Source organism: Pseudomonas multiresinivorans (genome assembly GCF_012971725.1).
Taxonomy (GTDB): domain Bacteria; phylum Pseudomonadota; class Gammaproteobacteria; order Pseudomonadales; family Pseudomonadaceae; genus Pseudomonas; species Pseudomonas multiresinivorans.
Genome location: NZ_CP048833.1, coordinates 2,757,611 through 2,771,005 on the forward strand (window position 1 = coordinate 2,757,611; position 13,395 = coordinate 2,771,005).

The 13,395-nt window shown below is 62.4% G+C and carries 5 protein-coding genes; 3 read left to right on the forward strand and 2 right to left on the reverse strand.

Going from position 1 to position 13,395, the window contains the following annotated elements; all coding sequences use genetic code 11:
* The first annotated feature begins 114 nt into the window (after positions 1 to 114).
* Positions 115 to 8,625: a glycoside hydrolase family 94 protein gene (locus tag G4G71_RS12770; RefSeq protein WP_240964913.1), complete on the forward strand. Its 8,511-nt coding sequence runs from the start codon at positions 115 to 117 to the stop codon at positions 8,623 to 8,625.
* Between the two features lie 7 nt (positions 8,626 to 8,632).
* Here G4G71_RS12770 and G4G71_RS12775 read toward each other — a convergent pair whose 3' ends face one another.
* Positions 8,633 to 9,370, reverse strand: coding sequence for a Crp/Fnr family transcriptional regulator (locus tag G4G71_RS12775; protein ID WP_045217844.1), 738 nt, complete (start codon positions 9,368 to 9,370; stop codon positions 8,633 to 8,635).
* Positions 9,371 to 9,707: 337 nt separating this feature from the next.
* Between G4G71_RS12775 and G4G71_RS30230 the strand changes: the two genes are divergently transcribed.
* Positions 9,708 to 9,914, forward strand: coding sequence for a hypothetical protein (locus G4G71_RS30230; protein ID WP_420825996.1), 207 nt, complete (start codon positions 9,708 to 9,710; stop codon positions 9,912 to 9,914).
* A gap of 320 nt (positions 9,915 to 10,234) precedes the next feature.
* Here the strand turns inward: G4G71_RS30230 and G4G71_RS12785 are convergent, their stop codons facing one another.
* On the reverse strand, positions 10,235 to 10,444 hold the full coding sequence (locus G4G71_RS12785; protein WP_045217843.1) for a cold-shock protein: 210 nt from the start codon (positions 10,442 to 10,444) through the stop codon (positions 10,235 to 10,237).
* Between the two features lie 996 nt (positions 10,445 to 11,440).
* Between G4G71_RS12785 and G4G71_RS12795 the strand changes: the two genes are divergently transcribed.
* On the forward strand, positions 11,441 to 12,598 hold the full coding sequence (locus tag G4G71_RS12795) for a hypothetical protein (RefSeq protein ID WP_169938073.1): 1,158 nt from the start codon (positions 11,441 to 11,443) through the stop codon (positions 12,596 to 12,598).
* Positions 12,599 to 13,395: the final 797 nt, after the last annotated feature.

Genomic DNA, 13,395 nt, shown 5'->3' on the forward strand with positions numbered 1-13,395 from the left:
GCATGCCCCACTTCAGGAGCCTCCGGGTACCGACAGAGGGGGCTTTCTCTGTACGTGCCACCCTGGCGCTCGTGTCGACCTGCCAGGTTTCCGCCGCACTTCCGGAGCATTGCCATGATGTCGCTCCATTTCCAGGCCTTGCGCCGCGGCCGATCGAAGCCTCCCTGGGACAGTCTGGTACCGGTTCGCGAAGAACTCTTCGGCATCGAACGGCTCGAACAGCACGCGCAGAGCCTGGCCCTGGCACAACAAGTGACGGATACGCCAAGGCGTGTACTGCCGTTGCATGTGCGCCTGGATGACAACGCCCGTGTCCTGCTGGCTGCCTACCGAGCCAGCGCTGTCGAGTTGGAAAGGGGCAATGGTGTGGTACCGGCTGCCGAGTGGCTGCTGGACAATTACCACATCGTCGAAGAACAGATCCGTGAGGTCCGCGACGACCTGCCGCCTGGCTACTACCGGCAGTTGCCCAAGCTCGCCGATGGACCGTTCGCCGGCTACCCGCGGGTCTTCGGCCTGGCCTGGGCCTTCGTGGCGCACACCGACAGCCACCTCGATGTGGAACTGCTGCAGCGCTTCATCCATGCCTACCAGCGAGTCCAGCCACTGACCATTGGCGAACTGTGGGCGGTGGCGATCACCCTGCGCATCGTCCTGATCGAGAACCTGCGGCGCCTGGCCGAGCAGATCAGCGCTGGCCGCATAGCCCGTGCCGATGCCGATGCCCTGGCCGAGCGCCTGCTCTCGCCAGGGCACGCTCGCTCGGCGCTGGAGGCGGATATCGCCGCGCGCTCGACCGGTCCGCTTTCCGAGGTGTTCTCCGCCCAACTGGCCAAACGCATGCGCGACCAGGACCCGCGCACGACACCGACACTGGGTTGGCTCGAAGAGCGCCTCCACGAACAGGGCGTCAGCGTCGAGGCGGCGGTCCAGCATGCGCAGCAGCGCCTGGGCGCCTCCAATGTCACAGTGCGCAATGTGATCACCAGCATGCGCCTGATCTCCGATATCGACTGGGCACAGCTGTTCGAGAACGTCAGTCTGGTCGACGCGCGGCTGCGCGACGGCAGCAACTTCGCTGCCATGGACTTTCCCACTCGTAACCTCTATCGCAGCGCCATCGAACAGTTGGCGCGAGGCTCTTGCCTGGACGAGCTCCAGGTGGTCGATCACGCCCTGGAGGCTTGCCGTCAGGCTGTGGCCGATCATTCGGAAGGTGAAGACCCCCGCCGTGAATTCGATCCCGGATTTCATCTGATTGCTGAAGGCCGCCCGACGCTGGAGCGCGCCATCGGCTTCAGCCCGACGCTGCACCTGCGCCTGAATCGCTTCAGCGTGCGCCTGGGCATGGGCGGCTACATCGGTGCCATCGGCCTGCTCAGCCTGGTGCTGCTGGGATTCGTATTCCATCTGCTGAATCAGCCTGCGCCCTCCTGGGGCTGGATGCTGGCCTTCCTGGCCTGCCTTTGCGTTCCGGTGACCGAAGTGGCCACGGCACTCATCAACCGCTTGGTGACCTGGAGCTTTGGCGCGATCACGCTGCCTGCGCTGGAACTCCTGGCCGGCGTGCCACAGGCGTTGCGCACCGTTGTGGCGGTGCCGACCTTGCTGACCACCGAGGCCGATCTGCTGGAGCAGATCGAGCGGCTGGAGGTCCACCATCTCGCGGGTATCGGCGGTGACCTGACCTTCGTGCTGATTCTCGATGGCGTCGACGCGCCACAGGAGGTCCTGCCCAGTGATGCACCGCTGCTCGCTGTTGCGGCTGCGGCCATCGACCGCCTGAATCGGCATTACGGCCAGGGGCCCGGCGGCCAGCGCTTCTTCGTGCTGTTTCGCAGGCGCTGCTTCAACCCTGCCGAGGGCTGTTGGATGGGCTGGGAGCGCAAGCGCGGAAAGTTGCATGAACTGAACCGGCTGTTGCGCGGCGCCACCGATACCAGCTTTGTGGCGATTGCCGGAGAGCCGCCGCGAGTGCCGAGCGAGGTACGCTTGGTCATCACCCTCGACGCCGATACTCGCCTGCCCCGCGAGGCGGCCCTGCGCCTTATCGGCAAGATGGGCCACCCGCTGAACCAGCCGCGCTTCGATGCCCTGCAGCAGCGAGTGATCAACGGCCACGCGGTACTCCAGCCGCGGGTGACGCCATCGCTGCCGATGGGCAGGGAGGGCTCGTTGTACCAGCGCGTCTTTTCCGGACCGGCAGGCATGGACCCCTACGCGGCGGCGGTGTCGGACGTTTATCAGGATCTGTTCGGCGAAGGCTCCTTCACCGGCAAGGGGATTTATGACGTCGATGCCTTCGAGCGCGCGATGGCCGGCCGGGTCGCGGACAATCGACTGCTCAGCCATGATCTCTTCGAAGGCATCTTCGCCCGCGCAGGGCTGGCGTCGGATGTCGAGGTCGTCGAAGAGTCGCCGTCGCGCTTCGATGTGGCGAGCAGGCGCATGCACCGCTGGACCCGCGGCGACTGGCAGCTATTGCCGTGGATGCTCGGCCACTGGCGCGGGCCGCAGGCGATGCCCTTGATCGGCCGCTGCAAGATGCTCGACAACCTGCGCCGGTCGCTGGTCGTGCCCTTCGCCCTGGCCAGCCTGCTACTCTGCTGGTGGCTGCCATTGCCGCAGGCACTGCTGGCCGCGACGCTGGTCATTCTGACCCAGGCGATCCCGCCGTTACTGCCGATCTACTGCGCGTTGCTGCCAGCGCGCTCCGGTGTTCGATTACGCAGCCACTTCGCCATGCTCGGCGCCGACTTCCGTCGTGCGTTGCTGCAGATCCTGCTGTCGCTGGCCTTCCTGCCAAACGATGCCTGGAGCATGGTCGATGCCATCCTGCGCACGCTTTGGCGGATGTACGTCAGCCAGCGCAACCTGCTGGAGTGGACCACTGCCGCACAGTCCTCACGCAAGCCGCGCCCTGGCTGGCTCGGCAGCTACCGGCAGATGGCCGGCGGGACGGCCCTCGCCGCATCGGCCGGCATCACCGGGTTGGCATTGCAGCCGGCGAACTGGTTGCTGATCCTGCCATTGACCCTGCTCTGGTTGAGCGCGCCTCTGCTCGCCTTCTACAGCAGCAGGCCCACGCAGCCGTCGCGTCGTTCGGGCCTGGAAGAGGATGACGCAACCGCACTGCGCCTGTGCGCACGGCGAACCTGGCGCTTCTTCGAGACCTTCGTCACGCCGGCGGACAATCTGCTGCCGCCGGACAACTTCCAGGAGCAGCCCAGGCCTGTGCTGGCTCACCGCACCTCGCCTACCAATATCGGCCTCTACCTGCTGTCCGCGGTGGCCGCTCGCGATTTCGGCTGGGCCGGCGGCCTGCAGACGCTGGAGCGCCTGGAAGGCACCGTGGCAGTGCTGGAGAAGCTGCCGCGCAGCCACGGCCATTTCTTCAACTGGTACGGAACCCGCGACCTGCGAGCCCTCGAACCGAGGTACCTGTCCTCGGTGGACAGCGGCAACCTGGCTGGGCACCTGATCGTGCTGGCCAACGCGTGCGAGGAGTGGCGCGCCAGCCCGCTGGTGGAGGAAGCCCGCCAGGGCCTGCTCGACACCCTGCACCTGGCACGGCAAGCCGTCGCAGCGCTGCCGCTGGCTGAAGATGTCGCGTTGCTGCAGGTGAAGGACGACGTGCGGGAGATTCACCGGGCCCTCACCGGCCCACAGTCGCTCGACGCCTTGCTGCCCGCCCTCGGGCACCGCGCGGAAAAGGCCGTGCGTTGCGTCGCGGGCCTCGCGCCGGCTGGCGAGGAGGGCGGCGACCTGTCGTTCTGGTTCGACGCACTGCGCAGGGCCTTCGCCGAGCACAGCCGAGACCGACGGCATGGCGATGAAAAGGCATTGGACCGACGCCTTCAGGCCCTGGCCGATACGGCGCGCCGGCTGGCTCTGGAGATGGATTTCGGTTTTCTGCTCAACCAGGAGCGCAAGCTGCTGTCCATCGGCTATTGCGTGGACGACAACCGCCTGGACCCCAGTTGCTACGACCTGCTGGCTTCCGAGGCGCGCCTGGCCAGCCTGTTCGCCATCGCCAAGGGCGATCTGCCGACCCGCCACTGGTTCCGCCTGGGCCGCACGGCCACGCCGGTGCCCGGTGGCTCGGCGCTGATCTCCTGGTCCGGCTCGATGTTCGAGTACCTGATGCCCTCGCTGGTCATGCGGGCGCCGGCCGGCAGCCTGCTGGAGCAGACCAACCGCCTTGTCGTGGCGCGGCAGCAGGCCTACGGGGCCGCGCTGGGCATCCCCTGGGGCATTTCCGAATCGGCCTACAACGCCCGCGATCTGGAATTCACCTACCAGTATTCGAACTTCGGCGTGCCGGGACTTGGTCTCAAACGCGGGTTGGCCGAGAACGTAGTCATAGCGCCCTATGCCACGGCGCTGGCGACCATGGTCGATGCGCAAGGGGCGCAGCGCAATTTCGATCACCTGACGGCTGTCGGTGCGCTCGGCCGCTATGGCTTCTACGAGGCTCTGGACTTCACCCGCTCACGCCTGCAGGACGGGGAAAGCGTCGCCATCGTCTGCAGTTTCATGGCCCACCACCAGGGCATGAGCATCGTCGCCATCGCCAATACCCTGCAGCACGGGCGCATGCGCTGCCGCCTGCATCGCGAGCCGATGATCCAGGCCAGCGAACTGCTGTTGCAGGAGCGCGTCCCGCGCGATGTGGCGCTGGGGCATCCCCGTGCCGAGGAAGTTACGGTAGCGCCCAGCGACACCATTGCCGATGCGTCCACGCTGCGCCGAGTCGATGCAATGCTCGATGGGCCGCCGATCACTCATCTGCTGTCCAACGGTTGCTACGCATTGATGCTGACTGCCAGCGGTGGCGGCTACAGCCGCTGGGGAGATATCGCAGTGACGCGCTGGCGCGAGGATGCCACCTGCGACGACTGGGGCAGTTTCATCTTCCTGCGCGACCTGCAGAGTGGCGCACTGTGGTCGGCCACGGCGCAGCCTGGCGGACAACCGGTTGAGAATGGCGAGGTACTGTTCGACGAGGACCACGCCGAGTTCATCCAGCGCGACGCCGCGCTGCTGACCAGCCTGGAAGTACTGGTGTCCGGAGAGGACGATGGCGAGGTACGGCGGGTGTCGCTGACCAATCATGGTCGCCGCGCACGCGAAATCGAACTGACTTCCTATGCCGAAGTGGTGCTGGCAACGCCGGCAGCCGATGGCGCGCATCCGGTGTTCTCGCGGATGTTCGTGCAGACAGAATACCTTGCCGAGTTCGGCGCCCTGGTCGCCACGCGACGCCTGCGCTCGCCGGACGATCCGTCGATCTGGGCGGCCCATTTCGCAGTGGTCGAGGGCGAGGTGATCGGCGAGACGCAGTATGAGTCCGACCGCGCCCGCTTCCTCGGCCGTGGCCGAACCCTGCGGGAGGCGCAGGCAGTTCTGGGCCACCGTGCCCTGGGCAACTCCCAGGGCAGCGTGCTCGATCCGATTTTCTCCCTCCGCCTGCGCCTGCGGGTGGCGCCTGGCAAGGTTGCACGGGTGGCATTCTGGACACTGGTAGCGAGTACCCGGGAAACCTTGCTTGACCTGATCGACAAACACCATGAACGCAACGCCTTCGAACGCGCCAAGACCCTGGCCTGGACCCAGGCCCAGGTGGAATTGCGCGACCTGGGCATCGATGCCGAGGAGGCCGCCGATTTCCAGCGCCTGGCTGCGCCGATTCTCTATGCGGATTATCGCTGGAGGGCACCGCAGGAAGCCCTCCGGCGCGGCGCAGGGCGCCAGTCCGGGCTCTGGCCGCTGGCGATTTCCGGAGATTTGCCGATCGTCCTGTTGCGCATCGACGAAATCGACGATCTGTCGCTGCTGCGGCAGCTCCTGCGCGCCCGCGAGTACTGGCGGATGAAGGGCCTGGACGTTGACCTGGTAATCGTCAACGAACGAGCCTCGTCCTATGTCCAGGATCTGCAGACCGCCATCGAAACCGCCGTACGCAGCAGCCCCTCGCGTCAACGCAGCGAGGGCCAGGCCTCGCGCGGCGCCGTGTACACCTTGCGCGCCGACCTGATGACCGTGGAGGCACGGGAACTGCTGAACGCCGTGGCGCGGGTCAACCTGCTGGCGCGCCGGGGCTCCATCGCTGCCCACCTGGGGCGTCTGCCGCCGGCCAAGCCGCGGCCGTCTGCCGCCCGGCATGCACCGGCGGCCTTGCCGCTGCTGCCCGCGACCGAGGGAACGAGCAGTGATGAGCCGCTGGAATTTTTCAACGGACTGGGCGGCTTTGCGTTGGGCGGGCGCGAGTACCACATCGTTCTGAACAATGGCCATACGACCCCGGCGCCGTGGATCAATGTGATCGCCAATCCAGCGTTCGGCTTCCAGGTCTCGGCGGAAGGCAGCGGCTACACCTGGGCCGGCAACAGCCGGGACAATCAGCTCAGTCCCTGGTCCAACGACCCGGTCATCGATCCTGCAGGTGAGGCTTTCTACCTGCGCGACGAAGACAGTCTGGCATTGTGGGGCGTTACCGCCCGGCCGATCCGCGACGCAGGCTTGTACCGCGCCGCCCATGGTTTCGGCTACAGCCGGTTCAGCCACACGGCCCACGGTATCGAGGCGCAGCTGCTGCAGTACGTGCCGCTGGATGACCCGCTGAAGATCTCGCGGCTCACACTGCGCAATACCTCCGGCCGGCCGCGCCGGCTATCGGTGACGGCTTATGTGGAATGGGTACTGGGTACCGCGCGCGGAGCCTGTGCCCCTTCCATCCTGACTGGGGTGGATGTCGACAGCGGCGCGCTACTGGCACGTAACCCCTGGAGCATCGCTTATTCCGAGCGGCTGGCTTTCGCCGACCTGGGCGGGCGGCAGAGCAGCTGGACCGCCGATCGCAGCGAATTCATCGGCCCTGCCGGTAGCCTCTCGGCTCCTCGGGCGCTGCTCGGCGCCGCGGCGTTGTCGGGCGCCACTGGCGCTGGCTTCGATCCTTGCGCTGCCCTGCAATGCATCGTCGAGCTGGGTGTCGGCGAGTCCGTGGAAGTGCTGGCGTTGCTGGGGCAGGCCGGATCGGACGAAGAGGTTCGTGGTCTCGTGGAGCGATATCGCAGCATCGATCTCGATGCGGTATTGGCCGATGTGACACGGCACTGGCAGCAGCGGCTGGGCGCAGTCCAGGTGCGCACGCCTGATCGCGCCATGGACCTCATGCTCAACGGCTGGTTGCTCTACCAGACGCTGGCGTGCCGCATCCATTCCCGTTCGGCGTTCTACCAGGCCAGCGGTGCTTATGGTTTCCGTGACCAGTTGCAGGATGGTCTGGCGCTGTCGTTCGCCTGCCCAGAGCTGACCCGCCACCACCTGCTGCGGGCCGCCGGGCGCCAGTTCGTCGAGGGTGATGTGCAGCACTGGTGGCTGGAACAGACGGGGCAGGGAGTGCGCACGCGAATCTCCGATGACCGGGTCTGGTTGGCCTATGCCTGTGCCAGCTATATCGAGTCATCCGCGGACCTTGCGGTGCTCGACGAAATGCTGCCTTTCCTCGAAGGGCCACAGCTGCATCCTGGCGAGAGCGATACGTTTTTCCAGCCGATGCTTGCGGAGGAGAGCGCCTCGCTGTTCGAGCACTGCGCTCGGGGCCTGGACCAGTGCCTGGAGATGACCGGCGGCCACGGCCTGCCACTAATAGGGAGCGGAGACTGGAACGACGGAATGAACCGTGTGGGCGTCGGCGGGCAGGGCGAAAGTGTGTGGCTCGGCTGGTTGCTGTTGCATACCCTGGAGCGCTTCGGTGCTCTGGCCGAGGGGCGTGATGAGGTGCGGTGCGTGCGCTGGCGGAAACATTCGGCGGCGCTGCAGCTGGCCTTGGAGGAGCATGGCTGGGATGGCCAGTGGTATCGCCGAGCGACTTTCGACGACGGCACCTGGCTCGGTTCGGCGGCCAGTGACGAATGCCGGATCGATTCCATCGCCCAGTCCTGGGCGGTGCTCTGTGGCGGCGCGAATCCCGAGCGCGCAGCCACTGCCATGGCTTCGCTGGAGCGCTGGTTGATCCGTCAGGATGAGGGGTTGGCCTTGCTGTTCACTCCACCCTTCGATCAATCGCCGCGCGATCCTGGCTACATCAAGGGATATCCGCCGGGCCTGCGCGAGAACGGCGGGCAATACAGTCATGCGGCGATGTGGAGCATCCTGGCGTTTGCCCGTCTCGGTGAGGGCGACAAGGCGGCCGGGCTGTTCTCCCTGCTCAACCCGATCAACCATGCACGTACCGCAACAGAGGTGGAGTGTTACAGGATCGAACCCTATGTCGTCGCGGCCGATGTCTATTCCGTTGAACCCCATGTCGGGCGTGGTGGCTGGAGCTGGTACACCGGCTCCGCTGGCTGGATGTACCGTGCCGGGGTGGAAGGGATTCTGGGGCTCCGGCGCGAGGGTGCAAGTCTGCTCATCGATCCGTGTATTCCGCTGGACTGGCTGGGGTTCGACGCCAGCGTGACGGTGGATGGTTGCCATTACAGCATCGTCGTGGCCTCGGCCGGGACGCACTGCCATGGCATCCAGCGCGCGCTTCTGGATGGCCGTTCACTGGTCTGCGGCGAAAGCCCGGTGCGGGTGCCGCTGGCGGTTGGCGAGCATCGCCTCGAGCTGTTCCTGTAACCTCGTGTCACTCCGCCGCATGGCCTGGACGACGGGGGACGTAGGGTAGCAAGCGGTCGGTTTCCGCCTTCACCACCGCGTAACACTCGCAACTCAATGCCTCCAGGCGCGGGCGGTCCAGCACGGTGATCCGCCCCCGGCTGTACTCGATCACACCTTGCTTCTGCAGTTTGCCGGCCGCTTCTGTGACGCCCTCTCGCCGTACACCGAGCATGTTGGCGATGAGCTCCTGGGTCATGATCAGCTGGTTGCCGGGCAGGCGATCAAGGGACAGCAGCAGCCAGCGGCAGAGTTGCTGATCGATGGAGTGATGGCGGTTGCAGACTGCCGTCTGGGCCATCTGAGTGATCAATGCCTGGGTATAGCGGAGCAACAACATGAGCATGTCGCCGTGGCGACTGAACTCGTCCTTCATCCGTTGCCCCGCGAGCCGGTAAACGCTGCCGGCGCTTTGCACGATAGCGCGGCTGGGGGTGCTCTCGCCGCCCATGAAGACGGCTATACCGACCAGCCCCTCGTTACCGACCACGGATATCTCGGCCGATGCACCACTTTCCATCACGTACAAAAGCGAAATGATGGAGTCGGTGGGGAAGAACACGTAACGCATCGCATCACCGGGTTCGTAGATCACCTTGCCCAGTTCCAGGCGTTGCAGCTCCAGATGGGGGAAGAGGCGTTCCTGAACCTCTCGGGGGAGTGCGGCCAGTAAATGGTTCTGCGCGGGGGAGGGAGTCTCTCGCATGGCGGCCTCCTCACGGGGCGTATCGCGACTATTCAAGCATACAATTTCAGGCCTTTGCCGGTGGTGCAAAGTTCCCTATCGCACAGACCGGGCTCCTATTTGCGCGCAGCCTGGAGCTTGCGGTGGCGGATGCTGATCTGGCGCCTTGTACGACCCTGTCATCGCATCGTTCCAGGGTGGGCGTGAACATTGAAGATCTCGATTCCTGCGGTATTTACGAGGGCGATAACGGCATAGTCGCCGATGACCATTCCTGCCCCGGCCGGGCGCAGATAGGCTCATCGGGAGTGACAACTGCAACTCCGAGGATGAAGGCCTTGGCGGCCTCAAGGAAATCGTGCTGGATTCGCAAGGTGGGCAAGTTGCCTGTGCCAATCTGTCGTTTGGCGTATTCACGGAGATGGGAGAAAAACGGTTTGCAGTTCCATGGAGTCTCTTGGGGCTGGATACGGCGAGCAAGCGCTTCGTGCTTGATGTGGGCCAGGGCCGCCTCAGCAGCGCACCGGGGTTCGTCTGGCCGTGCCCCGCCTTTTTGTTAGATTGAAGCCGGTCAGGTGGTTTCTAATCAGCGGATTGGGAATATATTCGAGATTGACTGGGAGTTTACCCGCTTGAGTGAGTCCATGATCACGGCGACACATTCAAGTTGTTGTCTGATTCTGGCGAGACTCTCCCTGTTCGTAGAAGATTCGGAACTGACTTCTTCTGTCGCAAGATCATTTATCGCCTGTGTCAGGCAACTGCTTGCAATATTAAGGGTTTGCCCAAATCGCTTTTCTTTCATGTCGAATCCCCGCTATTTCCCTGTGAGTCGCATGGCTTGAACCCAATGAGAGACCCCGCAGTTAGCGGGGTCTGGGGATTTCATAGTACTTTCACCTGCTCGGCCTGATCACCTTTAGGGCCAACGCCCACCAGGAAGCTCACGCGCTGGCCTTCATCCAGTGACTTGAAGCCTGGAGTGTCGATTTCTCGAAAATGGACGAATATGTCCGGCCCCATCTCGGGGGTAATGAAGCCAAAACCTTTTACTGCGTTGAACCATTTTACGGTTCCATTCTGACGAATAGCCATGATGATCTCCACGGGAATGGCTGCAGAGTGAAGTGGCCGAGGAGATGGGCGTCATGCATCAAGACGGAGCCGCTAAACACGGCAGGGGAATTGAAGTATACAGTGGGCGGGGAGGTTTGCAGGGTTTTCAAGATGAATTCGAATTATTCGGATGAATGGTCTGCTGGGTGCATGTCGATATTGAAATGATATTTTTCATGGGATTTTTATTTGGTCTTTCTGTTTTTTTGGATTTTGTTGGGATGTTGGCTAAAGGTTTTGATGGTCCCAGTTACGGGGATGTTTTCCTGAAGGGATTAAGCTTGGCGGAAAAGATACCCGATACAGATTCATTCCAGCCAGTTGAGTGCATATGAACAAGGAGTCCTCCCGTAGCGAGTCAGGCTGCAGCATGGCATATGGTTGGCACTGCCCCATGGTGCCGGACTCTTTCAGTTGATTGCCGGGAGTTGCGTTACGCAGGCGGTCGGCACCCAGGCGGATGCATGGTCAAACCTCGGTCTGCTCCGCCATCTCCAGAGCATCATCGACCTCGATACCCAGTTGCCTTACGGTACTCTCAAGTGTGGTACGGCCAAGCAGCACCTGCACTGCTCGCAGGTTCTTTGTTCTGCAATAAGCCTCGCGGCACACAGCGGAGTTCTCGCTAAAACGGGTTGGGCTGATTTTGGTAGGGCTGCGCATGGTCTGAAGCGGTCAACCAGCCGCGCCCCTGCTCGATTCGAATCGAGCGACAACCTCCGGCGCCGCCAATCACTACCGTAGGCAACACTTCCAGTCCCCAGCCGGCTGCGTCGGAGCGCTCCCGCGGGGCCGGCGTTCAGTCGCAGCTGGGAATCACTCAGTCGCCTTGCTTTACGTCGCCTTCATTCGTTTGGATGATGCCAGTCTCCCCAGGCCCGCTTATCCTCCGACTCGATTCGCCGGATGGTACCGGGCGGCTATTTTGAGCGCAGGTTCATACTGACTCGCGATCGGGGCCTGACGTGTGCCGAGTTGGATAAGGTGCAGCTTTCGCAAGGTGGAGAAATGGGGATAGCGCGGAGTTTATTTTCTGGGATTACTCTTTTCCTGTTATCTGGGCTCGTCTGTGCATCTGAACCTGCAAAGTTTCCCGCTCCTGCATTCATGGTTCGTTTTGGCGAGGGCTTTAGTGTGTCGAATGCGCACGTGATCTCCAATATGCCAAACGAAACAAACCAGTTCGGCATGGGGATGTGCTACAGCCACGCGGCGACGGGGGTGCTCAATTATTATCTGTGCAAGTACGATAAATTGGATTGCTCCAAGGCGCCGCCGGAGTCTCTGGCGTCCGCACTGGATATGGCACGTTTTACCTCTGATACCGGCGATGATGAAATCGAGTATTCGAGCTCTTATCAGGGGATTCAGGAGGGTGGGTCGCCGGCAAAAGTGTTGCAGGCGGCGACGATCCTGGTGGGGAATGTTGCCAGCCAGGCGTGTTTCAATGAAAAGATGATATTTGGCGACCTGATTATTGAAGACAAAATTGCCAGTGAAGAGGAAATTGCAAGGCAACGTAAGTTCTTATCTGGTTTTTCCAGTTTCTATGAAAAATACAGCAAGAGTGGCTTTGATGAGGCCAGCCTTCCGGAGTCGGTCGTCAACGAGGCATCCCTGCTTTACCAAGCGAAGGACCATGATCTCGAGGCGACGCGTAGGCGTATCGTGAGAAGTCTGGAGGAGCAGAGTTTCGACCGTTTCTTCGCGCGATTTGTTTATCCGAGGGAGTGTGCTCGCGCGAAGAATCGGGTTTTTTTCGAGTATCAGAATCGAGCTGAGTTTCACTATTACCCCGTTAAAGGCCAGAAGTTTACTTATAAAGGAATGATGCGCGAGATCAGGAACGCCATTGATAAAGGCAATCCTGTCGTGGTGGGCGGTGCATGTCTGCTCGGGCTAAAGGGGAAAAAATGCCCGGGAGACTTGCATGCCTTGATTGTCTATGGTTATGCCACCTTATGCGATCCGGCAGGGAATTGTTATGAGGGTTTGAAGTTCCAGAATAGTTTTGGCCCGAAGATGCAGGAATTTGAAAGGGCCAACTGGTTTTCAGCGAAGGAGTATTATGCTCAGTCGATCCCCAGTAAATCAGACTTGGCCTGGCTAGAGATTGAGGAGAAACGCAAATAGTTTGTTGCGTGTCGTCGCAAGAACTTGATAGCGAAACCAGCCTCCATCGACGTCCGCCTCTGGCCGATTGGTCCTTCTGATGTGGAGGCTGCTACCGACACAAGGCGGATGTTTCGGGAGTCGAGCTAGAGGAGCTTGGCCACGAAGAAAGCCTTGGCGGCGATGTACATCGTCCATAGGACGTAAATGCCTGCAGCGATCAGCGCGATAGGCCGCATCCAGAAAAGGCCCTTCGGTCGCGCTGATCTCAGCACTGCATGGAAGCCGAGCAGAGCCGTGCCCAGGCAGGGAACAGACAGAGCCAGCCAGGAGAGGACGCGCACTACTGTCGTTGCCGGAATGGAAAGCTCGACGCAATGGCCTTCAGCACTACCAGGGCGAGAATACTGAGAACATTCCCAGCGACGGCCGCTGGGACGAACATCAGCCAGAAAGCTTTGCCCAAAGACCGATTCCCCGTTGGCTGTTCGGGGTTGCTCTTTGCGCTATCCGGGGTGCAATAGGGATTGAGCATGTCGTTACGCCTCCTTGCGCATGCAGCGACTATAGCGTTTTCGAGCCTGCCATAGCTTCCGCTTCTGGCGGCCAGCATTCAGGGAATCCATGAGAGGCGCAGGACCTTGCCGCCAAGCAGCGGGGCGCGAGGTCAGTGGCATCCCGTCCGTGCCCGAGTCAGCCGAGCAGCTCAATAGCTGCTTGTTGTGCCCGGCGGTTATCTGAAACCGGTACCTCGGAATGCAGCCGACACCCGGCGGACTTGTTCATGGCCCCGGAGCCAGCGCTTTGGCCTGCTCGGA